The sequence below is a fragment of the Glycomyces xiaoerkulensis genome (assembly GCF_002798405.1).
Lineage (GTDB): Bacteria > Actinomycetota > Actinomycetes > Mycobacteriales > Micromonosporaceae > Glycomyces > Glycomyces xiaoerkulensis.
Map to the genome: position 1 here is coordinate 43,032 of NZ_PGGV01000038.1, position 23,863 is coordinate 66,894.

At 70.8% G+C, this 23,863-nt stretch carries 21 protein-coding genes and 2 pseudogenes; 8 read left to right on the forward strand and 15 right to left on the reverse strand.

The window, feature by feature from the left end:
• Window positions 1-64: 64 nt before the first annotated feature.
• Window positions 65-355: a hypothetical protein gene (locus CUT39_RS18840; RefSeq protein ID WP_100449008.1), complete on the reverse strand. Its 291-nt coding sequence runs from the start codon at window positions 353-355 to the stop codon at window positions 65-67.
• A 136-nt stretch (window positions 356-491) separates the two neighbouring features.
• Entirely contained in the window at window positions 492-1,637 is a 1,146-nt protein-coding gene (locus CUT39_RS18845) for a DNA recombination protein RmuC (RefSeq protein WP_100449009.1), read from the reverse strand.
• Window positions 1,638-1,678: 41 nt separating this feature from the next.
• On the opposite strand from CUT39_RS18845, the gene CUT39_RS18850 reads away from it, so the two are divergent.
• Both CUT39_RS18850 and CUT39_RS18855 read left to right on the forward strand, forming a co-directional pair.
• A complete protein-coding gene (locus tag CUT39_RS18850) occupies window positions 1,679-2,422 on the forward strand; it encodes a hypothetical protein (RefSeq protein WP_100449010.1) in 744 nt (247 codons plus the stop codon).
• Between the two features lie 247 nt (window positions 2,423-2,669).
• A complete protein-coding gene (locus tag CUT39_RS18855; RefSeq protein WP_100449011.1) occupies window positions 2,670-5,405 on the forward strand; it encodes a S8 family serine peptidase in 2,736 nt (911 codons plus the stop codon).
• Between the two features lie 15 nt (window positions 5,406-5,420).
• Here CUT39_RS18855 and CUT39_RS18860 read toward each other — a convergent pair.
• Window positions 5,421-6,998: pseudogene (locus tag CUT39_RS18860) on the reverse strand (N-acyl-D-amino-acid deacylase family protein); the annotation flags it as partial.
• Between the two features lie 23 nt (window positions 6,999-7,021).
• On the reverse strand, window positions 7,022-7,444 hold the full coding sequence (locus tag CUT39_RS18865) for a RidA family protein (RefSeq protein ID WP_100449012.1): 423 nt from the start codon (window positions 7,442-7,444) through the stop codon (window positions 7,022-7,024).
• Between the two features lie 36 nt (window positions 7,445-7,480).
• Here CUT39_RS18865 and CUT39_RS18870 point away from each other — a divergent pair, with 36 nt between their 5' ends.
• A complete protein-coding gene (locus CUT39_RS18870; protein ID WP_100449013.1) occupies window positions 7,481-8,683 on the forward strand; it encodes a type III PLP-dependent enzyme domain-containing protein in 1,203 nt (400 codons plus the stop codon).
• Here the strand turns inward: CUT39_RS18870 and CUT39_RS18875 are convergent.
• Window positions 8,680-9,078, reverse strand: a complete 399-nt coding sequence (locus CUT39_RS18875; RefSeq protein ID WP_100449014.1) for a (deoxy)nucleoside triphosphate pyrophosphohydrolase — start codon at window positions 9,076-9,078, stop codon at window positions 8,680-8,682. The two genes, CUT39_RS18870 and CUT39_RS18875, sit on opposite strands and share 4 nt — an antisense overlap.
• Window positions 9,079-9,501: 423 nt before the next feature.
• Here CUT39_RS18875 and CUT39_RS18880 point away from each other — a divergent pair, with 423 nt between their 5' ends.
• Window positions 9,502-9,861 carry a pterin dehydratase gene (locus CUT39_RS18880; RefSeq protein ID WP_157930835.1) on the forward strand — a complete coding sequence of 120 codons (360 nt, stop codon included), beginning with the start codon at window positions 9,502-9,504 and terminating at the stop codon, window positions 9,859-9,861.
• Window positions 9,862-9,883: 22 nt separating this feature from the next.
• Here the strand turns inward: CUT39_RS18880 and CUT39_RS18885 are convergent, their stop codons facing one another.
• The 3 genes from CUT39_RS18885 to CUT39_RS18895 all read right to left on the reverse strand — a co-directional run bounded on the left by CUT39_RS18885 (window position 9,884) and on the right by CUT39_RS18895 (window position 13,870).
• Complete coding sequence (locus tag CUT39_RS18885; protein ID WP_100449016.1) at window positions 9,884-11,239, reverse strand: hypothetical protein; 1,356 nt, start codon at window positions 11,237-11,239, stop codon at window positions 9,884-9,886.
• A 100-nt stretch (window positions 11,240-11,339) separates the two neighbouring features.
• Window positions 11,340-11,837 carry a GNAT family N-acetyltransferase gene (locus CUT39_RS18890; RefSeq protein WP_232805826.1) on the reverse strand — a complete coding sequence of 166 codons (498 nt, stop codon included), beginning with the start codon at window positions 11,835-11,837 and terminating at the stop codon, window positions 11,340-11,342.
• Complete coding sequence (locus CUT39_RS18895; RefSeq protein WP_157930836.1) at window positions 11,828-13,870, reverse strand: endo-1,4-beta-xylanase; 2,043 nt, start codon at window positions 13,868-13,870, stop codon at window positions 11,828-11,830. The genes CUT39_RS18890 and CUT39_RS18895 overlap by 10 nt, the downstream gene beginning before the upstream one ends.
• A 183-nt stretch (window positions 13,871-14,053) precedes the next feature.
• On the opposite strand from CUT39_RS18895, the gene CUT39_RS18900 reads away from it, so the two are divergent.
• Both CUT39_RS18900 and CUT39_RS18905 read left to right on the forward strand, forming a co-directional pair.
• Complete coding sequence (locus CUT39_RS18900; RefSeq protein ID WP_100449018.1) at window positions 14,054-14,956, forward strand: RCC1 domain-containing protein; 903 nt, start codon at window positions 14,054-14,056, stop codon at window positions 14,954-14,956.
• Window positions 14,953-15,303 carry a VOC family protein gene (locus tag CUT39_RS18905; protein WP_100449019.1) on the forward strand — a complete coding sequence of 117 codons (351 nt, stop codon included), beginning with the start codon at window positions 14,953-14,955 and terminating at the stop codon, window positions 15,301-15,303. Before CUT39_RS18900 ends, CUT39_RS18905 begins: the two co-directional genes overlap by 4 nt.
• A 42-nt stretch (window positions 15,304-15,345) precedes the next feature.
• On the opposite strand, the gene CUT39_RS18910 is transcribed toward CUT39_RS18905, so the two are convergent.
• The 3 genes from CUT39_RS18910 to CUT39_RS18920 form a co-directional block, all read right to left on the reverse strand.
• Complete coding sequence (locus tag CUT39_RS18910; protein ID WP_100449020.1) at window positions 15,346-15,957, reverse strand: maleylpyruvate isomerase family mycothiol-dependent enzyme; 612 nt, start codon at window positions 15,955-15,957, stop codon at window positions 15,346-15,348.
• 58 nt (window positions 15,958-16,015) lie between these two features.
• Complete coding sequence (locus CUT39_RS18915; RefSeq protein ID WP_100449021.1) at window positions 16,016-16,972, reverse strand: RNA polymerase subunit sigma-70; 957 nt, start codon at window positions 16,970-16,972, stop codon at window positions 16,016-16,018.
• A gap of 90 nt (window positions 16,973-17,062) precedes the next feature.
• Window positions 17,063-17,650, reverse strand: coding sequence for a CGNR zinc finger domain-containing protein (locus CUT39_RS18920; protein WP_100449022.1), 588 nt, complete (start codon window positions 17,648-17,650; stop codon window positions 17,063-17,065).
• 80 nt (window positions 17,651-17,730) lie between these two features.
• Between CUT39_RS18920 and CUT39_RS18925 the strand changes: the two genes are divergently transcribed.
• A complete protein-coding gene (locus tag CUT39_RS18925) occupies window positions 17,731-18,912 on the forward strand; it encodes an epoxide hydrolase family protein (protein WP_100449023.1) in 1,182 nt (393 codons plus the stop codon).
• A 48-nt stretch (window positions 18,913-18,960) separates the two neighbouring features.
• On the opposite strand, the gene ychF is transcribed toward CUT39_RS18925, so the two are convergent.
• Together ychF and CUT39_RS18935 are read right to left on the reverse strand one after the other, a co-directional pair.
• The gene (ychF, locus tag CUT39_RS18930) at window positions 18,961-20,034 is read right to left on the reverse strand and encodes a redox-regulated ATPase YchF (protein ID WP_100449024.1); all 1,074 of its coding nucleotides are present in this window, start codon (window positions 20,032-20,034) and stop codon (window positions 18,961-18,963) included.
• Between the two features lie 59 nt (window positions 20,035-20,093).
• A complete protein-coding gene (locus tag CUT39_RS18935) occupies window positions 20,094-20,504 on the reverse strand; it encodes a hypothetical protein (protein WP_100449025.1) in 411 nt (136 codons plus the stop codon).
• Between the two features lie 83 nt (window positions 20,505-20,587).
• Between CUT39_RS18935 and CUT39_RS18940 the strand changes: the two genes are divergently transcribed.
• Window positions 20,588-21,151, forward strand: coding sequence for a TetR/AcrR family transcriptional regulator (locus CUT39_RS18940; protein WP_100449026.1), 564 nt, complete (start codon window positions 20,588-20,590; stop codon window positions 21,149-21,151).
• Window positions 21,152-21,189: 38 nt separating this feature from the next.
• On the opposite strand, the pseudogene CUT39_RS18945 reads toward CUT39_RS18940, so the two are convergent.
• Together CUT39_RS18945 and CUT39_RS18950 are read right to left on the reverse strand one after the other, a co-directional pair.
• Window positions 21,190-21,939, reverse strand: a pseudogene (locus CUT39_RS18945) (succinate dehydrogenase/fumarate reductase iron-sulfur subunit); the annotation flags it as partial.
• Window positions 21,936-23,861 (reverse strand): fumarate reductase/succinate dehydrogenase flavoprotein subunit, encoded by a 1,926-nt coding sequence (locus CUT39_RS18950; RefSeq protein WP_100449028.1) that lies wholly within the window; start codon window positions 23,859-23,861, stop codon window positions 21,936-21,938. The pseudogene CUT39_RS18945 and the gene CUT39_RS18950, both read right to left, overlap by 4 nt.
• Between the last annotated feature and the right edge of the window lie 2 nt (window positions 23,862-23,863).

Here is a 23,863-nt window from a genome sequence, read left to right on the forward strand (position 1 = left end):
TAGTCTGGATTCGATGCCCTCGACTACAGCGGGGGCGTACTCCTCGAACAGCCAGGCGCCCGGCTCATCCAGTGTCGGCATGCAATCGCCGCCGCTTCGAGGAGCATGCACCTATCCCCAATCTCTTCGATCTGAGCCCTGAGGTCGACAGTGAGGTTGATCGCGCTTTCGTAACCACTTCGTAGGTGAACACGAAGCAGTCGTGCCAGAGCGGATCCAGGTAGGCGCTGAAGGCGTCCTCGCGCCACCGGCCGACCTTGTCGATCGCTTCGAGCGTGTCGAAGTACCAGTCCGCGAGGGCCGGGGCGTGCTTGGTGCCGACTTCTTCGATCTTGTCCAGGTCGTACAGAGGCACGGGGTGTTCCTTCGGAGAGCGGCGGGATCGTAACGCCGGTCAGGTTGCCACTCGCACATATTGTGCACAGTCCACGCAGAACCGATGGCCGGAGTGAACCGCCGCAAGGACAGCGAAACCGCCCCGGGCAATACGCCTAGGAACGCTCCGCGGCCTCCGGCTCGGACTCCCAGGTGGGCTTGCGCGCAGGAGTGACCACCGGCTCCAGTGGGTCCGGGGCGTCGGCGGCGACCTCCAGTTCGCTGAACCGCCTGGCGGTCACCAGCAGCCGCGATTCCACGCTCGCGACCGCCGCGTTGTACGAGCTGACGGCCGACTCCAGCGAGGTGCCCAGCTTCGAGAAGTGCCCGGCCACCGTGGCCAGCCGCTCGTGGAGCTCCCGCCCCAGCTTGTGGACCTCCTTGGCGTGCTCGGCGAGCGCCTCCTGCCGCCAGGTGTGGGCGACCGTCCGCAGCAGCACCATCAGCGTCGCCGGCGAGGCCACGACCACGCCGCGGCCGAAGGCGTCCTCCAGCAGCGTCGCGTCCGATCGCAGCGCCCCGTCGAGGAAGGCGTCGGCGGGCACGAACAGCACCACCATCTCGGGCGTGTCGTCGAACGCCCGCCAGTACTCCTTGGCGGCCAAGGTCTCCACATGCCGGCGCAGGTGCTTCGCGTGGGCGCGCAGCGCCCCGTCCCGGTCGGCCTCGTCCTCGGCCTCCAGGGCCTGCAGATACGACTGCAGCGGGGCCTTGGCGTCCACCACGACCGTCCGCCCGCCCGACAGCCGTACCACCAGGTCCGGGCGCACCGCGCGCCCGTCGACCTCGCCGGACTGCTGCTGGCTGAAGTCGCAGTGCTCGAGCATCCCCGCGGACTCGACGATGCGCCGCAGTTGGACCTCCCCCCACCGGCCGCGCACCTGCGGCGACCTCAGCGCCGTCAGCAGCCGCCCGGTCTGGTCGCGCAGCGCCTCGGAGATGTCGGCGACCCCCGAGAGCTGGATCCGGAGCTGCGCGTAGGCGTCGGTGCGCGCCCGCTCCACGTCTCCGAGCCGGGTCTCGTAGCGCGCCAGCGTGTCCGCGATCGGGGCGAGCACCTCACCGACGGCCTGCCTGGAGTGGTCGGTGGCCTCGTAGGCGACGGTCTTGAGCTTGGCCTCCAAGCGCTGCTCGTTGTCGGCCGCCGCCTCCAGCCGCGCCTGCGCCGCGGCCAACTGCGCGGCCTGCCTGCTGCGCCCGGCGAACCAGCCGCCGGCCGCGCCCGCGGCCAGGCACACCACCGCCAATAGGACCCATGTCATACCGGACAGTCTACGGACGCGCTCGCGGGTAGGCTCGCTCCATGGAACTGTGGTTGACCTTGCTTCTGATCGCAATCGCGATCATCGCCTTCGTGGTCTACTCCAACAAGCGGCGCGCCGAGCGCGACCTCGCCGACGCCGAGGCGGAGGCGCGGCGCCTGTACGAGCGGCTCGGCGGCCAGACGATGAACCTGACCGCCCCGGGCGACAACCCCGCGGCGGGGCAGGCCCTGGCCGACGCAGGTGAGCGCTACACCGCCGCCGGATCCCAGCTCGAGTCGGCCGCCACCCTCCAGCAGCACCGGCTGGTCTCCGAGACCGCCGTCGAGGGCCTCCACTACGTCCGCGCCGCGCGGGAGGCCATGGGCCTGGAGCCCGGGCCCGAGATCCCGGTCCTGCCGGGCCAGAGCCGCGCCGGCTCCCTCAAGGAGCCGGTCTCGGCCGAGGTCGAGGGCCGCAACTACACCGGCTCGCCCACCCCGGACGACCAGAACACCCACTACTACCCGGGCGGCACTGTGGAGGGGCGGCCGGTCCCGTCCGGCTGGTACAACACGCCGTGGTGGAAGCCCGCGCTCGGCGGCCTCGCGGGCGGCATGGTCGGCATGATGGTCATCAACGCCATGGTGATGCCGGCGTACGCCGGCGGCATGGTCGAGGGCGGCTCCGGCGGTGCCGACGCGGGCGCCGATGCCGGCGGCGACGCCGGGGACGCCGGTATGGACGACGGCGGCGGCGACATGGGCGGCGACATGGGCGCCGATTTCGGCGGCTTCGACTTCTGACCCGGTCTTACCACCCGGAACGGCCGACGTTCGGGGCCCGGAGGTGCAACCTCCGGGCCCCGATTTTTTTCGGCCGAACCCCGGCCGGATGCAACTGTTCCGGATCTTCAGCGCGTCAACCCCAGTAGGAACACTGCAGCAGGTTCTACCGCATTCGAGTCACCGATCCCCAGAACGCCGATAAAGGCAGAAACCGCCGCTTCGCGACCCCTCCCGCGCAGCCTGACCCCCCGAACAAGGAGATCCCGTGACACCTACCCTGCGGCGAAGCCGCACCCTGGCGGCCGCGCTCGCCGGTCTACTCGTATCCACCGGCGTCGCCTCCGGCGCCTGGGCCGAGCGGTCCGCCTCCGACACCGAACTGCTCCTGGAGCAGAAGGTCGATCCCGACCTCCTGGAAGAGATCGACGACTCCGGCGAGTCCGAGCTGTGGCTCCGCTTCGCCGGCGACCCCGACTGGAGCGGCGCGGCCGCCGCCGACGACAAGGAAGCCAAGGGCCGGGCCGCCGTCGAGGCCGCCCGCGAATTCGCCGAGGCCAGCCAAGCCGAGGCGGTCGAGGAGCTCGAGGCGGCCGGCGCCGACTACGAGACCTTCTGGGGTTCATCGACGGTGAAGGTCGACGGCGATGCCGACCTGCTCGAGGACCTGGTGGCCCTCGACGAGGTGGAGGAGGTCGTCGAGCCCTCCGAATACCACTACATCGAACCGGTCGGGACCGAGGACCGCCCGGACCACCTCTCCCCGGGCGCCGACGGGGCCGAAGCGCAGCAGGACGATCCGCTGTGGAACCTCGAGCAGGTCGGCGCACCCGAGGCGTGGGACGAGGGCGTCGACGGCGAGGGCATCGTCGTCGCCTCGATCGACTCCGGTGTGCAGTACGACCACCCGGCGCTCGTCGACCGGTACCGCGGCAACAACGGCGACGGGACGTTCACCCACGACTACAACTTCTTCGACGCCGCCGGCGAATGCGGCCGCGACCCCTGCGATCTGTTCGGCCACGGCACCCACACGATGGGCACGATGGTCGGGGACGACGGCGACGGCAACCGGATCGGGGTGGCCCCGGGCGCGACCTGGATCGCCGCCTCCGCCGGCCAAGCCCCCACCTCGGAGACCTTCCTGGCCGCGGGGGAGTGGATCGCGGCGCCGACCGACCGGCGCGGCCTCAACCCGGACCCGGCGATGGCACCCCACGTGGTCAACAACTCCTGGGGAGGCCCCGCCGAGGACCCGTTCTTCGCCGACATCGTCGACCTGTGGCACGCCGCCGGGATCATCCCGGTCTTCGCGGCCGGCAACGCCGGAGACCAGGGCTGCGAGACCGTCGGCAGCCCCGGCGACTACGGCGACGTCATCACCGTGGGCGCCACCGACATCGACGGGAACATCGCCCCCTTCTCGTCGAAGGGCCCGACGGCCGACGGACTCGTCAAGCCGGACATCGCCGCCCCCGGCGACGGCGTCCTCTCCTCGGTCCCCGGCGACGGCTACGAGGAGAACCGTGGCACCTCGATGGCCGCCCCGCACGTGGCCGGCACCGTCGCGCTCATGATGTCCTCCTCGCCGAAGCTCGAGGGCGACTACTGGAAGGTCTACAAGTACCTGACCCGCAACGCGGTAGCCGAGGACGACACCTCGTGCGGCGGCACCGCGAAGCTGAACAACGTCTACGGCCACGGCCGCCTCGACGCCTACGAGGCCGCGCTCGACCCGCCCGAGGGGAGGTTCGGCTCGCTCGACGGCGAGGTCGTCGACGAAGACGGCCGACCGGTCGCCGGTGCCCGCCTCACCCTCGACGGATGGGGCGTGGACCGGGTGGCCGCCACCGACTCCGACGGCGCCTTCGACATCGGCCGCATCCCGGCCGGGTGGTACCGGGTCACCGCCGAGCGGTTCACCTACGAGACCGCGACCGGCTGGGTCAAGGTCAAGCGCCGCGCCGACGCCGAGTTCAGCGCCCGACTGACCCGGGTGCCGGTCGAGACGGTCGAAGGCGTGGTCGCGGACGGATCGGGCCACGGCTGGCCGCTGTCGGCCGAGATCGGCACCTCCGGCGGGGAGGCCTACGCCGAGACCGACCCGTTCACCGGGGAATTCAGCCTGGAGGTCCCCGTCGAGGGCGACTGGGAACTCGACGTCCGCGCCTTCGACCGCGGGTACGGCGGGGTCTCGGTCGGCGCCGACGAGTCGGACCTGATCGAGATCCCCTTCCTCGAGGAGGAATGCACCGCACCGGGTTACGGATCGGAAGTCCTCGACGAGCGCTTCGGGGCCTCCGAGCGCCCCGAAGGCTGGGAGGTCGTCAACCGCGGCGAGGCCGAGGGCTGGGTTTTCGACGCCCCGTTCGGCTACGGCAACTCCACCACCGGCACCGGCGGATTCGCCCAGGCCAATTCGGACGCGGCCGGCCCCGAGGCGCTGGTCGACACCGACATGATCACCGCGCCGTTCGACCTGACCGAGGCCGACGACCCGACGCTGGCATTCCGGCACCTGTTCGCGGACTACGAGTTCGGCGGGGAGGCCGACATCGCCGTCTCGGCCGACGGCGGCGGCACCTGGGAACAGGTGTGGCACACCGACGCCGAACTGATCGGAGGGCTGGAGGAGATAGACCTCTCGGCCTGGGCCGACGAGGAAGCGGTGCAACTGCGGTTCCACTACACCGACAACGACACGTGGGCCTTCGTCTGGCAGGTCGACGACGTCCGCATCGGCTGCGACCTCCTCGGCGGCGGCCTGGTGCGCGGCACGGTCGCCGACCAGGACGGCGAACCGGTCGAGGGCGCGACCGTCCTCGACCCGGCCACCGGGAACGGCGCCGTCACCGACGGCCGCGGTGAGTACGTCCTGTTCACCGATGCCGGAGCCGCCACATTGGAGGCTTCGGCCGAGGCGTTCGGGTCCGGCTCCTCCGAGCTCGAGGTCGTCGCCGACGCCGTGGTCGGCGCCGACTTCCGGCTGACCCCCGCGGAGTGAGCCCGTTAATGACGGGCGGCGCACCGACCGGCCGGCCAGGGCCTCGGTGCGCCGCCCGTCGTCGACGGCCACCTGGCCGTTGACCAGGACGTACGGGATGCCGGCGGCCTGCCGCCGGGGCTCGGCGAAGGTGGCGCGGGCGTCGACGGTGCCGGGGTCGAACAACACCAGGTCGGCCGCGCAACCGGGGGCGACGACGCCGCGGTCGGCCAGGCCCAGCCGCCTCGCGGGCGCGCCCGTCAGGTGCGCGACCATCTCCTCCAGAGTGAACATGCCCAGCTCACGGCAGTAGTGGCCGAGGTAGCGGGCGAAGCTGCCCCAGCCGCGCGGGTGGATCTTGTCCCCGTGCAGCACCCCGTCGGTGGACCCGGTGTGGGTGGGGTGGCGCATGATCAGGCGGACGTTCTCCTCGTTGCCGACGTGCATCAGGCAGCCGGTGCCGAAGTCGTCCTCGACCAGCAGATCGAGGTACACATCGGACGGCGGCGCGGCGCGTTCGGCGGCCACCTCGGCGACGGTCCGGCCCACCAGGCGCCGCAGCCCGGGCCGCGCGACCCCGGCGATCTCGATGCGGCTCCAGTCGACCGGGACGCCGTTGGCGCCGTCGGTGCCGGTCTCGTCGAGCTCTCGGACGATCCGGCCCCGGGCGCCGGGGTCGGCCAGGCGAGCGGCCAGCGCCCCGTAGCCGCCTTCGACCGACCAGCTCGGCAGCAGCGCGGCCAGCATCGTCATCCCCGGCAGGTAGGGGTAGGTGTCCAGGCCGATGTCGAGGCCCTCGTCCCGGCCCTCGTCGACGAGTTTGAGCAGTTCCCCCGCCCGTCCGGCGTTGACCTCGTAGTTCATGGTGGCGTGGGCCAGGTGCAGGGCGCACCCGGAGGCGCGGGCGATCGCGATCATCTCGGCGTAGCCCTCGAGCGCGCCGGCGCCGTAGCTGCGCTGGTGCGGGGCGAAGAACCCGCCGTAGCGCGCGACCACCTCGCACAGCTCGACCAGCTCGGCCGTGTCGGCGTACATGCCGGGGGCGTAGTTGAGCCCCGCCGAGAGCCCGACCGCGCCCGCCTCGAGCCCGGCGGCGACCTCGCGCCGCATGGCCTGGAGTTCGGCCTCGGAGGGCGGCCGGGAGTCCCAGCCCATCGCCAGCATCCGCACCGTCCCGTGGGGGACCAGGTAGGCGGCGTTGGTGGGGGTGCCGCGGTCGAGCCGGTCGAGGTAGTCGCCGACGCCGCGCCAGTCCGCCTCCAGGCCCTCGGGGCGGCCGTTCCAGGCGCTGATGGCGTCCCACATCTGCGGGGCGGTGGCCTCGTCGACCGGGGCGTAGCTGAGGCCGTCCTGCCCGAGCACCTCCAGGGTGCAGCCCTGGCCGAGCTTGGCGAGGTGCTCGGGGTCGGTCAGGACCGCCAGCTCGGAGTGGGCGTGCATGTCGATGAAGCCGGGGGCGCAGACCAGACCGGCCGCGTCGATGACGCGGCGCCCCTCGAGCCGTTCGTCCGCCGCGACGGCCGCAATGCGGCCGCCGGCGACGCCGACGTCGGCGCGGAAGCGGGCGGCGCCGGTGCCGTCGACGACCTCGGCGCCCCGGATGACCAGGTCCAGCTCGGACATGCACGATCCCTTCCCTAGACGCGGACGCGTAAGTCTACGTAGGCCAGCGCGTCGATCTCCACCAGCATCTCGGCCCTCGGGAGGGCGCACACGACGGTGGTGCGGGCCGGTGGCGGGGTCCCTTCGGAGGTGCGGGCGGCGACGAAGTCGGCGTAGGCCTCGTTCATGGCCGCGAAGTCGCCGCGGTCGGCCAGGTAGACCCGCAGCACGACCACGTCGTCGAAGTGCGCGCCGCCGGCGGTGAGGATCGCGTGGACGTTGTCGAAGGCGCGCCGGGTCTGGGCCGCGGCGTCCCCGGGGTGCAGGTATTCGCCGGTGGCCGGATCGACCGGGCCCTGGCCGGAGACCTGGAGCAGCGGTCCCTTGCGGACGCCCTGGGGGAAGGCGTGGGCGGGAGCGGGGGCGGCGGTGGTGTGGATCGGAGTCTTCGCTGTCATATAGTAAATATACCTTCATATTTGGGAGCGGCCGAGATGGAAGACCGACGGATCCGCGCGCTGCGCGAGGAAACCCTGGACTGGCGCTTCAAGGCGGCGCCCGCCGCCGCCCACGGCCTGCGGCTCGGCGAATGGCTGGAGTCCATGCCTCACCTGTCCGACCTCGAAACCCCGCTGGCGGTCCTGCGCGCCGAGGCGCTCGAGCACAACCTCGCCGCGATGGCCGCTTGGTGCGCCGAACGCGGACTCACCCTGGCCCCGCACGGCAAGGCCACCATGGCGCCGCAGCTCTGGCACCGCCAGATCCGGGCCGGGGCCGCCGCCGTCACCGTCGCCAACCTGCCCCAGGCCCGAGTGGCGCGGGCCTTCGGCGCCGACCGGCTGCTGGTCGCCAACGAGGTCACCGGCGCCGCCGGAGCGGCCTGGCTGGCCGAGTGGGCCGCCGAGGGCGCCCGGATCACCGTCTTCGCCGACTCCCCGGCCGCAGCCGGCGTCCTCGCCCGAGCCGGAGGCGGGCCGCTGGAGGTGGCCGTGGAGCTCGGCGTCGCCGGCGGCAGGGGAGGAGCGCGCGGCATCGACGCGGCGCTGGCGGTGGCCGAGGCGGTCCGGTCTGCTCCGAATCTGCGCCTGGCCGGAGTCGGCGGCTACGAGGGCGCGGTCACCGGCGAGACCACCCCCGGAGCACTCGCGGCCGTGGACGCCTACCTCCGCGACCTCGCCGACCTCTGGGAAGCCGTGGAATTCGAAGTGGACCGCCCGATGCTCACCGCCGGCGGCAGCGCCTACGTCGACCGGGTCGCGGCCGTGCTCGGCCCGTTGGCGGGACCGGCCGAGGTGGTGCTGCGCTCGGGCTCCTACCTGATCCACGACGACGGCTTCTACGCGCGCCTGACCCCCGCGGCCAGGGGCGCGGACGGACCGGACCTGCTCCCGGCGCTGGAGGCCCGGACCCGCGTCCTGTCACTGCCCGAACCGGGCCTGGCGATCCTCGACGCCGGGCGCCGCGACCTCCCGTTCGACCAGGGCCTGCCGGTGCCCCTGGGACTGCAGGGCGCACGGTGCACGCAGATCAGCGACCAGCACCTGTTCCTGACCGGCCCGCTCGAGGACCTGGACGTCGGCGACGTGGTCGCACTCGGCCTGTCGCACCCGTGCACGGCGTTCGACAAGTGGAACCTGATCCCGGTGGTCGAGGAGGCGACCGGCCGCGTGGTGGACGCGATCCGGACGTTCTTCTAGGCGCCCGCGAGGACCGCCCGGAGGGCGGCCACGACCGGGAGGTTGCCCGGCAGCCAGCGGACCCGGTCGAGTTCGTCGGCGGCCAGCCAGCGCAGGTCGCCGTGCTCCAGGGGCTCGGGCTCGCCGCCGTCCAGCCGCGCCAGGTAGACCCGCAGCAGGTAGCGCCCGCCGCCGGTGACCAGGTCGCCGCCGACGCGCTCGCCCACCTCGATCTCGGCGCCGAGCTCCTCACGGCACTCGCGGCGGAGCGCCTCGGCCTCGGTCTCGCCGGCTTCGACCTTGCCGCCGGGGAACTCCCACAGACCCGCCAGCTCCGGGGGGTGGGCGCGGGCGGCGGCGAGGATCTTGTCGCCCGCGCGGATCGCGGCGCCGACGACGACTCGTGGTTGGTTCACGGCCGGAAGTCTACCGCCGTCCGGTTTCGGCTAGCACATCCAAGTCGCGAGTATGTAACGGTGCGTACCGGACTGGGGCGTGGTGCGACGATCCGTGACCGGGGAGTATTCCCGGCGTCCCTCATCCGTTCGGTCGAGACTCGATGGCACGTGCGGTCAGGAATCGTCGCCGTCGGCACAAAACCAGACAAGAACCGTACCGTCCCTTCCGAAATATCCGAAATGCCGGTTATGCAACCCTGGACAGAAGCTGAGGGAGCGGGAAGACTCGGTTCAGAAACGATAAAGATACGGCGACAATTCAGACACGAACGTCCCTGCTGTCTGCGAGTGCCGTATGTGGATCAACCTTACTGAGCGGCTGCGACCCGGCCACGCCAGGGTGGCATATCGCGCGGCCGATACAGATGGCGACGGTGCCATATGGGGAGAACGGAGCAAGACGACAACGTGCTGCTGGACGCACTCAGGGAGCTCAACGGTTGGGTCGCGGACGACGGCCGCCTCACGCGGACGCTGCCGCTCGACGAATCCCAGCACGCCGAGCTCGCCGAACAGATCAAGATCTTCGCCGACACGCTCGACGTCCATCCGGACGTCTCCAGGTCCGAGGAGGCGACGCTCATCGTGCTCGCCCGCGAGGGCGGCTTCAGCCTCACCGACGTGACCTTCGCCGGAAGGGTCGAGAGCGCCTACCTCTCCATCGCCGGAGACCGCGCGGAACGGGAGGACCCCGCACTCTCCCGCAGCCGCCTCTCCCGCTGGCTCAAACGGAGCCCGTGACCCGGACCCGCCGAGCGTGCCGTCACTCCGGTTCGATCCGTACGACGGTGTCGCCGAGGAGCAGGGTGGCGCTCCCGTTCCTGACGAGGCCGTCGCTCGGCCGCTCCCGATCGGAGTAGAAGGTCCCGACCCGATCGCCCTCGACCGACAGCAGATCGAAAGCGGTGGCCGCGCGGCCCCTCACCACCCGTTCCCACCAGCCGGATTCCCTGGCCAGCAACGCGGCCTCGAATCCGGTCGCGGTGTAGCCGCCCGGGGCCGCCTCGGCCTCCCAGACGGTCTCTCCGGTCAAGCCGTCGATCAGGTGCGCCCGGTCGTCCGATCCGGCGGCGTACCGGAGGTTCAGTGCTTCATGGTCGGCCGGAGCCTGCGGCACGTCCAACTCGATCGCGACCGCCGAGTCGCGCTCGCCGACTCCCACGGATCTCTGCGCGACGGCCGTGTCGACCGCCCATAGGGCGTCGTGCCCCGCCTCAGCGGTTCCGGTCAGGTACAGGACCTCCCCGTAGGACCAGCCGACGGGCGAGCACGACCTCGGGGGAGACGGCCAGTCGACTTCGTGCTCGGTCCATTCGGCCGTGGAACCACGTCCGAACAGCCGGAGGCCGCAGCGGTCCTCGTCGAGGGTGTAGATCGCCTCGTCGATCGCCCGGGGCGGCCGGTCGCCGTCGACCGGGATCAGTTCGGCGCCCTCGTCGACGACCGGTTCCGCCAGCTCCAGCCTCGACACCGACCAGTGGTCGGCCGACCCGGTCCGGTGGGCGACGACCAGCGGTGAGGTCCATGCCTGGAGTTCGAATCGGTCGGGCATGGTCGTCACCTCGGCGACGTCCTCGGCGACCGTCGATTCGTTGCCGAGCCACATGTCGAGCTCGGTCAGGACGCCGGTGCTGGGGCTCCACAGCATGCCGTTCCGGCCGTCGACCGCGATGAGTTCGGTCCCGGCCGGTGCCGGCCGCTGCCAACTCCACCGCCACCCGGAGCCGTCCCCGTGACCGGGCGTGAACGCGCCGATCCTGGTCCCGTCCGACTCCGAGGCCAGTACGACGAAGAAGCCGATCCGCGCCAAGGCCAGGTCGACCACCCGCTCGCCGTCCTCGGCTTCGAACCGGTGCGCCACGGCGCCGTCGTCGTTGTCGACGGCTATGAAGCCGCGCTCGGTCCGGACGAGGGTGAGCGAATCGTTCGTGTCCACGATGTCCAGCGCGCCCTCTCCCGGGAGCGCGGTCCGCCATGCGGCGTCCGAACCGCTTTCGGACCTGAACTGGAGCGCGACCGCGATCAGCAGCACGGCCACCAGCACCGGTACCAGTCGGCGCACGTGCCGCCCGGCACGCTCCGGCCGCCGGTTCCGGTCGGATTCGACTGCTGTGGACATCCGGGGCTCCGCGGGTCTCGAAGGGCTACCACCAGTATGCCAGGAGTCCGCGACACGTCCATTTCGCACGCCGGAGCGGCGGCGTCCCGGCCGGCCTGCGTCAGCCCAATTCGAACCGCATGTGCGGCAGCACCCTTCCGGGGACCGAACCGCTGGGCGACTGCCCGATCCTTTCGGCTCCGTACCGGGCGTAGAAGGGCTCGGCGCCGGGATCGGCGTCCAGCACCAGCCGCCGGATACCGCGCTCGGCGGCCGCGCTCAGGGCATCGCGCAGCAGCGCGCCGCCGACGCCCGCACCGATCATGTCGAGGTCGACGAACAGTGCGGCGAGTTCCGCTGCGGGAGGCGAACCCTCGATCCTGTGGAAACCGACGATCCGACCGTCCAGATCGGCCACGGTCACCCCCGAGCCCAGCTTCTCGGGGGTGATGGCCAGTTCGGCCCGGCATGCCTCCAAGAACCCGGGCGAGTAGCCCCAGTGGCTCTTGGACCGCATGGCGAGCCCGGAGAGTTCGTCGGCCTCGTCGGCGCGAGCGGGACGCAACCGCCCCAGGTCCCGGCGAACGAGCTCCGACCATCGCAGGTTCGTCAGTTGCACGCGCTCTCATCGTCGGGGCCGACCTCGACGTCCACTCTGCCGTTGCCGGGGCCGAACGTCACGCAGCGGTCCGGTTCGGCGGTGCCGAAGGAGTCGACGGTGCGGTAGGTCAGGGTCTGCCGGTCGGAGCGTTTGAGCGTGAACGGCTCGGTGTAGGTGACCCATTCGCCGCCGTCGAGCCGGTACTCGGTGCGTGCGACGGCGGCCGGGTCCGCGGCCTCGGCGTCCAGCGAGACGCTGATCCAGTTGTTGCCCCGGTAGTTCAGCGTCGTACTCGGAGCCTCGGGGACACCCTCCGGCCAGTTCACGAGCACCCGGTCGCCGTCGTCGCTCACCTGCTCCACGGTGATGGCGTTGATCGAGTAGGCGTTGCCGCCCCCGCCGCCGCGGATTGCGATGTTGCCGACGAGGGCGTCGGCAGGCTGGCTCCCGTCGAGGGTGATCTCCGTTACCAGGTCGTAGGTGCCCATGTTGACCATGCCGCTGTTGAAGTACGCGGGGATGAACGTGGCCGTCTCGCCGGCCCCGTACTGGTGGTCGTTGACGACCGCGCCGTCGCCGCTGGTGTACCCGCCGTTGGTGTTGTCCTCGATCCACCGGACGCGGATCGCGGTCGTGCCCTTGGCGGTGTAGTTCACGGTGAAGCGGTAGGTCTCCCCCTGCTCCGGACGGAAGGCGACCTCGCCGTCGTCGGTGGTGGACCACGGCCAGACCGAGGCGTCGTCGCCCAGGATGATGTTGGCGCCGCTCCAGGTGTCGCCCCTGGAGGTGTCGAAGACGTGGACGCCCGGGAGCGATGGGAGGTCCCCGCCTCCCGGGGTCTCGATGTAGTCGTGCGCGGCGAGGAATCCGGCCGGGTACAGGATGCCCAGAAGCGCGTCCTTGGCCTTGCCGTCGTAGTCGTAGGGCATGGCGAACTCGCCGCCCTTCCATCCGGTGCGGACGTCGCGGACGCCGGCCAGCTTCACGGCGGTGATCACGTGCGGATTGCTCGTGGTGTTGGCCGGGCCGGCCGCGTGGTCGCGGTAGACCTGGAACAGCTCGGCGTACTTCATGCCCTGGTTGTTCTCGTTCTCGGGCGTCAGCGTGCCGGGCGGGAGGGCTATGTCCATCTCGGTGACGTTGACCTCCACGTCGTCCAGCGACGCGAAGAGCTGGATGTTGCTCTCGACGTCTGCGACGTCGGTGTCGAGGTTGTAGTGGCCCTGCATGCCGATCACCTCGATCAGCGGCTTGCCGTCCGGGCGGACGCCTTCGTTGCGTTCGTTGATGTCCTGCACCATCTCGTAGACCACGCGCGCCTTCTCCGGGGAGTCCAGCCCGAAGTCGTTGTAGGTGAGCTTGACGTCCCAGCCGCCCGCGTCGACCACCTCCGCGGCCTTCAGGAACGCGAGCTCCACCCAGTCGGAGCCGAGCGCCTGGTACCAGCCTTCGCCCTTGGCCAGCGAGGCGCGCCAGTCGTCCGGGTCGGCGGTGCCCACGGCCTCGTTCACCACGTCGATCGCCTCGAGTTCGCCGCCGTAGCGCCCCAGGACGCCTTCGATGTGGGAGTTCAGGTTGTCGAGCGCCACGTCGTGATCGAACGTGCCCGGCTGGTCGTACCGGGCCGGGGGTGCGTCCCACATCCAGGTGGGCGTCTGGGAGTGCCATGCCAGGGTGTGTCCCGAGAACTTCAGGTCGGGGTTGCGCTCGGCATACCTCGCCATTGCCGCGTCCGCCGCGTCGAAGGTGAACTCGCCCTTGACCTCCTGCGTGCTCTCGGGCTTCATCTCGTTGCCCGGGGTGTAGGACGCGTAGTTGTAGATCAGGCCGTCGATCTCGCCGGCCCCGAAGATGCCGAAGGAGAAGTAGTCCTGGTAGGCGTCCTTCAGCGGCGTGTAGTGCTCGAAGGTCTGCCCGGTGGGCGGGAGGCCCTCCTGGGCGGCCGCTGGTTGGGCGGTGGTCAGGGCGGCGACCGCCACGAGGCCGGAGAGCGCGGATGCGGCGACGCCGCGGGCCGCGCGCCGGGTGCTCCTCCGGAGGGGTGTGGTCATCGGGATGGTCATACGGCTCCTCCGGCGAGGGCTCGCGCGCTGCGCACGGGCGACCTTTGGTAAACGATTGCTCATTTCGTAGTTAAACATATCAATATCTCCCGGCATGTCAAGGCACCGCGAAATTCCGCAACTGCGCACGGAGGTAACGTGTCGCCGCAGGGGCCGAGGGAAGGAGACGAAGTGGCCGTCATAGCCGCGGGCCGGCGGCATTCCGTCGCATGCCGGGACGACGGCACCGTCATCGCCTGCGGCAACGGCCGAGCCGGTGAGTGCGACGTGCGGTCCTGGTCCGACGTCGTCGCCGTCGCGGCCGGAAACGTGCACCCTGCCCGCAACACCGGCCGATCGCACACGGTCGGGCTTCGAGCCGACGGATCCGTCCTCGCCGCCGGCTGGGACCGCGACGGCCAGACCGATGTCTCGGCATGGAGCGAGGTCACGGCGGTCGCAGCAGGCTGGAGAACCACGCTCGGCCTCCGGGCGGACGGCACCGTGGCCGCCACCGGGCGCGACGCAGAAGGCCAGTGCGATGTGGACGCTTGGAGAGAAGTCGTCGCGATCTCCTGCGGAGACTGGCACTCCGTCGCGGTCTGCGGCGACGGAACGGCGGTCGCCGCCGGCAACAATCGGCGCGGGCAGTGCGAGATCGGCCGATGGCGCAAGCTGGTCGGCATCGCCGCCGGGTACCTGCACACCGTCGGACTGCGGGACGACGGCACGGTCATCGCCACCGGCGAGAACGAGTCGGGCGAATGCGACGTCGCAGCGTGGCGATCGGTCTCGGCGGTGGCCTCCGGCAGCCGCCACACCATCGCTCTTCGCGAGGACGGGACGGTCTGCGCCGCCGGCGACAATCGGCACGGGCAGTGCGAGGTGCGGGCGTGGACGGGCGTCGCGGCGATCGCGGCAGGGGCGACGCATTCACTCGGGCTGCTCGCCGACGGGACCGTCGTGGCGGCCGGAGACAACGCCGATGGGCAGTGCGAGGTGGACACCTGGCGGCTGCGTCGAAACCGAGCCCAACCTCGCCCTCCGGGCCCGTCCGCTCTCCGGCACCGACGGTCTGGTCCACTTGCGCAGTGATCATCGAACGCATCGTTCCCGACCTGACCGTCGCCGACCTCCCGGAGGCGATCCGCGAGCACACCGAGATCCTCGGCCTCGAGGTGGTGATGGACCACGGCTGGATCGCCACGCTCGCCGACGGCGCGGGGCGGCAGTTGAACCTGATGACCGCAGACGCCACGGCCGAGGTGAACCCCGACGTGTCGGTCTTCGTCGACGACGTCCGCGCGGCGCACGAGGCGGCGGTCTCGGCCGGCGCCGAGATCGTGCACCCCCTCACCTCCGAACCGTGGGGCGTCACCCGGTTCTTCTACCGCGACTCGTCCGGACGGGTCGTCAACGTCGGCTCCCACACCCGGCCGTAACGTCCGGGTGGGCCGTTCCCGAAGGTCCGCCCCGGACCTCCGTCAGCGCGAACGTCTCCGCACGCCGTCGAGCGCGCGCCGACCGGTCACCACCAGCAGCACGTCCTTGGCGGACAGGCGGTGCTCCTCGCCCTCGCCCACGGTCAGATCCGCGTCGTCGGCGACCAGTCGCCTGCCGCCCAGGTCGACGCCGAAGTAGGCGAGGTTCCGGGGCTCGGCCGAGCCCAGTGCCAGGGCGATCCGGTCGGCCGGCGGTGCGGGCAGCTCCAGCGGTTCGGTCATGTCGAGGCCGTGGATCACCTCGTGGCTGAGAGCGCCGGCGGGCCCGCCGCCGGGCGGCCGCCACGGGTGCCGGACATTGCTCCGGTAGATCTCGGCCAGCTCCTCGTCGCGCAGCTTCCGGGTCGTCGTACGGGCGTCCCGATCGGCGAACCGGTCGAAGGAGAACCGCGCCCGCACCATCCCGCCGAGAAAGCCGAACCCCGAGATCCGGAACGGCATCGTCATGTGCGCGAGAACCTCGCGGACCCGCCAGCCCTCGCAGAGCGAAGGGGTGGCCCACTGATCGGGTCCGAAGTCTGCGGCAAGGGAGGCGAGCCGCTCGCGCTCGGCGAAGGTCTCGGCGGCGAAGCGTTCTGAATCGGGAGTACCCATGTGGTGCCGTCCTTTCGAAGTCGGTCGTCACCACTGATACGACCTGCACGGACGAAACTCATCGCTCCAGCGTCTCGGGAAGGGAGAATTCCGCGAAGCGGTCCTCCCGGCCGAGGAACGTGGTGAGCCGGGCTATGCGCCCCGCGCGCGGCTCGACCAGGACCAGCGCGAACGGTCGCAGGCACCCGGCCTCGTCCGGGCGGTACTGCCCGAAGCCGGGCGAGCCGTTGATCGCGGTCGGCACCAGCCGGTCCCCGGCGCACGCCTCACTGCTCGTCGTCAGGTCGGCGACGAGCTCACCGCCCCGCAGCCACCACAGGAACGGCGGCATCGACGCGATCACGTCCTCGCGCAGGACCGCGGTCATCTCAGCCAGGTCGTGTGACTCGAAGGCGGCCACATACCGACCCAGCAGCCTCCGCTGCTCCGGGTCCTCGGGCTCGAGGATGTCGGTCGGTTCGGGCCGCTCGGCCTGCAAGGCCGCGCGGGCGCGCTGGAGGGCGCTGTTGACCGAAGGCACCGTCGCATCGAGGATCCACGCGCTCTCCTTCGCCGAGAAGGCGAGGACGTCCCGCAGCACCAGGACGGCGCGCTGGCGCGGCGCGAGGCGCTGGAGGAGCGCGATGAAGGCCAGCCGGATCGTCTCGCGCTCGACGGCGGCGTCGCCGGGATCGTCGGCGTCGAACAGGCGCCGGTCCGGCATCGGTTCTACCCAGCGGTCGGCGGGCAGCGGTGGGCCGAGCTCGCCGCCGTCGAAGGCCGGGACGAGATCCATCGCCAGCGCGCGGCGTTTGGCTCCCCGGAGCATGTCTATGCAGATGTTGGTGGCGATCCGGTGGACCCAGGTGGTCAGCCTGCCCCGGGCCGGGTCATAGCGGTCGGCCCTGGCCGCGGCGCGGATGAGGGTCTCCTGGACCGCGTCGTCGGTGTCGGCGGCGGACCCGAGCAGCCGGTAGCAGTACCGCGTGAGCGGGGCGCGGAGCGCCTCGAGCTCCGCTGCGGTCGGTTCGGCCATTCGCTGTGCACCTCCGCGGCAATTGTGCCGCGGACCGCCGACGGCGCCGACGCTCCAGGCGCCGGGCCTTCCCCCACAGGGAAGGGCGGATCAGGCGATGCCCGTCCGTGCGGCGGTCCCGTTCTTTCGCCGGTTGGCGTTGAAGCGCGCCTTCTTCTGGCGGTTCCCGCACGTGTTCATGTCGCACCATTTGCGGGTGCGGCTCTGACTGGTGTCGAAGAAGGCGGCTCGGCAGGTCGGCGACGCGCACAGGGCCAGTCTGCCGTCCCGTTCGCCCGCGATGATGCCGATCGCGTCCGCGGCGATGACGCTCAGGGCGTCTTCCACACGGGAGGCCGGGCCGAGTCGCCACCGCCGGTCGCCCTCGGGCGTCAGGACGGCCGCGGCCCGGCCCTGAACGCTGCGGTCGTTGATGATCCGGACGGCGGACTCGGGGAGGTCCTCTCCGATCGCGGCCGCAGTCGCGGCGGCGTGGATCGATTCCCGCAGTTCCCGAGCGAGGTCGAGCTGGGCCCTGGTGCAGGAGTCCACGGCCAGGCCGTTCACTTCCAGCCAGTCGATGAGCCGCTGCGGCGTGGGAATGCGCTCCAGGGCGTTGCCGCAGCGCTCGGTCAGCGTCGCCGTGAAGCTGGTCGCCAGCACGTTGCCGAGGCGGAAGGCGGGGAACGCGGCAGGCATGGAACCACCTTAGCAGGTTGCATATCGGCGGCCGATCATGCTAGAACCGTCTAAGACGGTTCCATACTCCAGGAGGTCTCATGCCCCGTCCCACCGACGGCGTGGAGGCATTCGAAGCCCGCGCCACCGAAGCCGAACTCGACGACCTGCGCGCGCGATTGGCCGCGGCGCGGCTACCGGAGGCCGAGACGGTCCATCGCGCCGTGCCCGGCCCACTCCGATGGGAGCAGGGCGTCCCCCTCGCCGACCTCGTCGATCTCGTGGACTACTGGCGCACCGGGTACGATTGGCGATCGTTCGAAGAGCGCCTCAACCGCATCGGCCAGTTCCGCACGACCATCGATGGTCTGGGAATCCACTTCCTGCACCGCCGATCCGCGCGCGCAGACGCCACTCCGCTGATCCTCACCCACGGCTGGCCGGGCAGCATTTCCGAGTTCACCGCCGCAGTGGACGAGCTGGCGGATCCGAAGGACGCGGACGCTCCGGCGTTCCACGTCGTGGTTCCATCGCTGCCGGGCTTCGGCTACAGCGACAAGCCGGCCGCCACCGGGTGGGGGATCGAACAGATCGCCGCCGCCTGGGTGGAGCTGATGGGAAGGCTCGGCTACGCCAGGTTCGCGGCCCACGGCGGCGACTGGGGAGGTGTGATCACCACGGTGCTCGGCGGCCGGTTCCCCTCGCACGTCCTGGGCATCCACACCACGTACGCGGAGGCGCCGCCCGGGCTGACGACGGAGGGGCTGACGACGGTCGAGCGCGAATGGACCGAGGAGACCCGCGACTTCTGGCGCAACCGCGCGGCGTACGCGAAGCAGCAGGCGACCCGGCCGCAGACCATCGGCTACTCGCTGGTCGACTCACCGGTCGGGCTTCTGGCCTGGATCCTCGACAAGTTCGCCGAGTGGACCGACAACGAGGACGGCCCGTTCGAGACGATCTCCAGGGACGACGTCCTCGACGATGTCACCCTGTACTGGCTGACGCGCACCGGTGCATCCTCGGCCCGCATCTACTACGAGAGCCACAACTCTGTGGACCCCGAACTCCGGGTCGACGTCCCGTCGGCGATCACCGTGTACCCCCGCGACATCGCGAAGTGCCCGCGCCCCTGGGCGCGGGAGCGGTACCGGCGGATCGTCCGATGGAGCTCGCCCGAGGCCGGTGGACACTTCCCCTCGCTGGAGGTCCCCGAGCACTTCGTCAAGGACCTGCGGGAAGGACTCGCGGCAGTGCTGGCCGCATCGCCCGGGGCAAGGTGACGGGCCGGGCGTGGGAAACCGCCGTCGCCCCGCTGCTTCTCAACGGCGCTAAACGTTGAACCTGAACTCGACCACGTCGCCGTCTCGCATAACGTAATCCTTGCCCTCCATGCGGACCTTGCCGGCCGACTTCGCCGCCTGGAGCGTCCCGGCCTCCATCAGGTCGTCGTAGGAGACGATCTCGGCCTTGATGAAGCCGCGCTGGAAATCGGTGTGGATCTCCCCGGCCGCCTCGGGGGCGGTGGCGCCCTTCCGGATCGTCCACGCCCGGCTCTCCTTGGGGCCGGCGGTCAGGTAGGTCTGGAGTCCGAGCGTGGAGAAGCCGACCCCGGCCAGCCGGTCGAGGCCCGGCTCGGTCTGGCCGGTCGACTCCAGCATCTCGCGGGACTCCTCGGGCTCCAGGTCCACCAGCTCGGACTCGAACTTGGCGTCGAGGATGACCGCCTCGGCGGGGGCCACCGTCTCGCGGAGCTTCGCGGCCAGCTCCTCGTCGCCCACCTGGTCCTCGTCCACGTTGAACACGTAGATGAACGGCTTGGCGGTGAGCAGGTGCAGGTCCTGCAGCAGCTCGGTGTCGAGCCCGGCGGAGAAGACGGTCCGGCCCGAGTCGAGGACGTCGCGGGCCTCCTGGACGGCCTTGACCTTGGGCTGCTTGGTCTTGTCGACCCGCGCCTCCTTCTCCAGGCGCGTGAGGACCTTGTCGATGGTCTGGAGGTCGGCGAGGATCAGCTCGGTGTTGACCGTCTCGATGTCGTCGGGCGGGGAGATCGTGCCGTCGACGTGGGTGACGTTGTCGTCCTCGAAGACGCGGACTACCTGGGCGATCGCCGAGCATTCGCGGATGTTCGACAGGAACTGGTTGCCCTTGCCCGCACCCTCGGAGGCGCCCTTGACCAGGCCGGCGATGTCGAGGAACGTGACGGTCGCCGGGATCAGCTTCTCGGAGTCGTACATCTCGGCCAGCTTCGGCAGCCGGTCGTCCGGGACGGCCACCACGCCGACGTTCGGCTCGATGGTGGCGAACGGGTAGTTCGCCGACAGGATGTCCGCACGGGTCAGGGCGTTGAACAGGGTGCTCTTGCCGACGTTGGGCAATCCGACGATGCCGATGCTGAGTTTCACGGGAACCAAGCCTAGCCGCAGCGGTCCCGGACCGGCGACGCCGCGTCGCCCGAACCGGCTCAGGCAGTCAGCAGGCCGACCCCGAGGGTCAGGGTTCCGGCCGCCAGCCCGGCGGCCCCGATCCACAGCAGCCCGATCAGGCCGTTGGGCTTCTCGACCTCCCGACCCGCCGAGGACAGGAAGAACCCGGCCGACATGAAGATCGCCGCGAACGGCACCCCGGCGCGGGCGATCCATCCGGCGAAGCCGGTCAGGCCCGTGGCGTCGGCCAGGACCAGGCACACCAGCCCCAGCGTGACGAGCATCCCGGCGTGCGCGTGCCCGGCGCGGGCGAAGGTCTTCTGGAAGTCGGTCATCGGCACCTTGCCGCGCACGATCGCCAGCAGGAAGGTCCCGCCGATCTCGATGGTGATGACGGTGAGCAGGACGATCCCGGCGATGATGCGGGAGGAGTCGCTGAGTTCGAGCATGGTGGGCCTTTCGGATCGCGGGTTGACACTGTCAAGATAGCGCGTCAACTTGACAGTGTCAAGATTTGCGGTATGGTTCCCCGGTGAGCAGCACCTACCACCACGGCGACCTGCGCCGGGCCCTCATCGACGCCGCGGTCGAGGCGATCGCGGAGACCGGCCCCAGCGCGCTGAGCCTGCGGGCGGCCGCGAAGCGCGCCGGCGTCTCGCACTCGGCCCCCGCCCACCACTTCGGGGACAAGGCGGGCCTGCTCACCGCCGTCGCCGTCCAAGGCTACGAGCGCTTCGCCGACACCCTGGAGCGGTCCTGGCGGCGGACCGGCGACTTCATCGAGGTCGGCGCCGCCTACCTGCGCTTCGCGATCGACCACCGCGCCTACTTCGAGACGATGTTCCGGCCCGAGCTGCTCCACGAGGAGGACCCGGACCTGGTGCGCGGCCGGGAACGGGCCCGGCGCATCCTCTACCTCGGCTCGGCCCCCGCCGAGGAGGGCGTGCTCTACGACCGGCGGGCGCTGGCGGCCTGGTCGCTGGTCCACGGGCTGTCCAGCCTGCTGGTGTCGGGGAACTTCCCGCCCGAGCTCGCCGCCGACCCGGAGGCGGCCTTCAGGGCCGTCGCGGCCGGACTCGGCGAACTGCGCGGTTGAGCGCGGGCGCTCCGGAAGGCTCAGGCCCGCTCGCCCTTCTTGCCCTTGCGGAAGATCTTGCGGCCCAGCCACACCAGCGGGTCGTAGCGGTCGCCCGCCACGCGCTCCTTCATCGGGATGATCGCGTTGTCGGTGATATGGATGTTCTCCGGGCAGACCTCGGTGCAGCACTTGGTGATGTTGCAGTAGCCGAGGCCCTGCTCGTCCTGGGCCATGTCCTGGCGGTCGTCCCGCGCGTCCAGGGGGTGCATGTCGAGCTCGGCGGCCCGGATGAACATCCGCGGCCCCGAGAACGGGGGCTTGTTCTCCTCGTGGTCCCGCACCACGTGGCAGGTGTTCTGGCACAGGAAGCACTCGATGCACTTGCGGAACTCCTGGCTCCGCTCCACGTCGACCTGCTGCATCCGGTAGTCGCCGGGCTTGACCCCGGCGGGCGGCTTGAACGCGGGCATCTCGCGCGCCTTCTCGTAGTTGAACGAGACGTCGCAGACCAGATCCCGCACGACCGGGAACGTCCGCAGCGGCGTGACGGTCACGTCCTCACCCTCGTCGAACAGGTTCATCCGCGTCATGCACATCAGCCGCGGCATCCCGTTCACCTCGGCCGAGCACGAACCGCACTTGCCGGCTTTGCAGTTCCAACGCACCGCCAGGTCGGGGGCCTGCTCGGCCTGGATGCGGTGGATGACGTCGAGGATGACCTCGCCCTCGTTGACCTCCACCTCGAACTCCGCGAAGTCGCCGCCGTCGGCGTCGCCCCGCCATACTCGGAAGGTCCGTGTGCTCATTCGGCCTCCTCCTTTCCTTCCTCGCCCGACGCGGTCTCCGCCTCGCTCCGGTACTCATCGGGGGTCATGTACTTGCCGAGCTCGCCGGGCTCGAACAGGCCCAGCAGCTCCTCCGGCATCGCCGGCACCGGGCGGCGCCGCAGCCGCACCTCGCCGTCCTCGAGGGCCTCGACCAGATTGAGCTTGCGCCACTGCGGGTCCATGCCCGGAGCGTCCTCTCGCGTGTGGCCGCCGCGCGACTCGTCGCGCTCGAGAGCGGCCCTGGCGGTCGCCACCGAGCACAGCCACATGTTGTGCAGATCCAGCGCCAGGTGCCAGCCGGGGTTGTAGGCCCTGCCGCCGATCGCGGTGACGTTGTCGATCCGCGGGCGCAGCTCCTCGAGGTCGCCGAGGGCCTCCTCGAGCTCGGCGGCGCGGCGGATGATCCCGACCAGGCGGCCGTTGACCGCCTGGAGCGCGGCCTGGAGCTGATAGGGGTTCTCGCCGTCGTTGTCGAACGGCCGCAGCGCGGCCGCCATCGCCGACTCGATCTCACCGTCGGTCACCTTGACCGCCCCGGCACGGGAGGCGTGCCCGGCGGCGAACTCGCCGGCCCGCTTGCCGAACACCAGCAGGTCCGACAGTGAGTTGCCGCCCAACCGGTTCGAGCCGTGCATGCCGCCGGAGACCTCGCCGGCGGCGAACAGGCCGTCCACCTTGGAGGCGGTGGTCTCGGCGTCGACCTCCACCCCGCCCATGATGTAGTGGCAGGTAGGACCCACCTCCATCGGCTCGGCGGTGATGTCGACGTCGGCCAGCTCCTTGAACTGGTGGTACATCGACGGCAGCTTCTTCATGATGAATTCGGCGCTCCGCCGGGAGGCGATGTCGAGGTAGACCCCGCCGTTCTCGGTGCCCCGACCGGCCTTGACCTCGGAATTGATCGCCCGCGCCACCTCGTCGCGCGGCAGCAGCTCGGGCGGGCGCCGGTTGTTGTCGGGGTCGGAGTACCAGCGGTCGGCCTCTTCGGGGGTGTCGGCGTACTGGGCCTTGAACACCTCGGGGATGTATTCGAACATGAACCGTCGGCCCTCGGAGTTCTTCAGCACCCCGCCGTCTCCGCGGACCGACTCGGTGACCAGGATGCCCCGGACCGACGCCGGCCAGACCATGCCGGTCGGGTGGAACTGGATGAACTCCATGTTGATCAGGCTCGCCCCGGCCTTGAGGGCCAGCGCGTGCCCGTCTCCGGTGTACTCCCAGGAATTCGAGGTGACCTTGAACGACCGGCCGATGCCGCCGGTGGCCAGCACTACCGAGGGCGCCTCGACGGCCAGGAACGCGCCGGTGTCGCGGCGGTAGCCGAAGGCGCCCTTGACCGCGCCGTCCTCCAGGATCAGCTCGGTCATGGTCGTCTCGTCGATGACCTTCAGCATGGACTCGTACCGGCCGGACTCGGCCTTGTCCTCCTGCTGCATCGAGACCAGCTTCTGCTGGAGCGTGCGGATCAGCTCCAGGCCGGTGCGGTCGCCCACGTGCGCCAGGCGGGGATATTCGTGCCCGCCGAAGTTGCGCTGGCTGATCTTGCCCTCGGCGGTGCGGTCGAACAGCGCCCCGTAGGTCTCCAGCTCCCAGATCCGGTCGGGCGCCTCTTGGGCGTGGAGTTCGGCCATCCGGTAGTTGTTGAGGAACTTGCCGCCGCGCATGGTGTCGCGGAAGTGGACCTTCCAGCCGTCGCCCGGGTTGACGTTGCCCATCGCCGCGGCCGCGCCGCCCTCGGCCATCACCGTGTGCGCCTTGCCGAACAGTGACTTGGAGACGACGATGACCGATTTTCCGGCGAGGCGGGCCTCGACCGCGGCGCGGAGTCCGGCCCCGCCGGCGCCGATGATGAGCACGTCGCAGGCGAGCCGCTCGACTTCATCCACAGTGGTTTCGCTCATGA

Excerpts from the sequence above, each read along its gene's own strand:
- CUT39_RS18845 (WP_100449009.1), bottom strand. The coding sequence starts at position 1,637 with ATGACATGGGTCCTATTGGCGGTGGTGTGCCTGGCCGCGGGCGCGGCC.
- CUT39_RS18850 (WP_100449010.1), top strand. The coding sequence starts at position 1,679 with ATGGAACTGTGGTTGACCTTGCTTCTGATCGCAATCGCGATCATCGCC.
- CUT39_RS18865 (WP_100449012.1), bottom strand. The coding sequence starts at position 7,444 with ATGACAGCGAAGACTCCGATCCACACCACCGCCGCCCCCGCTCCCGCC.
- CUT39_RS18870 (WP_100449013.1), top strand. The coding sequence starts at position 7,481 with ATGGAAGACCGACGGATCCGCGCGCTGCGCGAGGAAACCCTGGACTGG.
- CUT39_RS18880 (WP_157930835.1), top strand. The coding sequence starts at position 9,502 with ATGGGGAGAACGGAGCAAGACGACAACGTGCTGCTGGACGCACTCAGG.
- CUT39_RS18885 (WP_100449016.1), bottom strand. The coding sequence starts at position 11,239 with ATGTCCACAGCAGTCGAATCCGACCGGAACCGGCGGCCGGAGCGTGCC.
- CUT39_RS18895 (WP_157930836.1), bottom strand. The coding sequence starts at position 13,870 with ATGACCACACCCCTCCGGAGGAGCACCCGGCGCGCGGCCCGCGGCGTC.
- CUT39_RS18910 (WP_100449020.1), bottom strand. The coding sequence starts at position 15,957 with ATGGGTACTCCCGATTCAGAACGCTTCGCCGCCGAGACCTTCGCCGAG.
- CUT39_RS18915 (WP_100449021.1), bottom strand. The coding sequence starts at position 16,972 with ATGGCCGAACCGACCGCAGCGGAGCTCGAGGCGCTCCGCGCCCCGCTC.
- CUT39_RS18920 (WP_100449022.1), bottom strand. The coding sequence starts at position 17,650 with ATGCCTGCCGCGTTCCCCGCCTTCCGCCTCGGCAACGTGCTGGCGACC.
- CUT39_RS18925 (WP_100449023.1), top strand. The coding sequence starts at position 17,731 with ATGCCCCGTCCCACCGACGGCGTGGAGGCATTCGAAGCCCGCGCCACC.
- CUT39_RS18935 (WP_100449025.1), bottom strand. The coding sequence starts at position 20,504 with ATGCTCGAACTCAGCGACTCCTCCCGCATCATCGCCGGGATCGTCCTG.
- CUT39_RS18950 (WP_100449028.1), bottom strand. The coding sequence starts at position 23,861 with ATGAGCGAAACCACTGTGGATGAAGTCGAGCGGCTCGCCTGCGACGTG.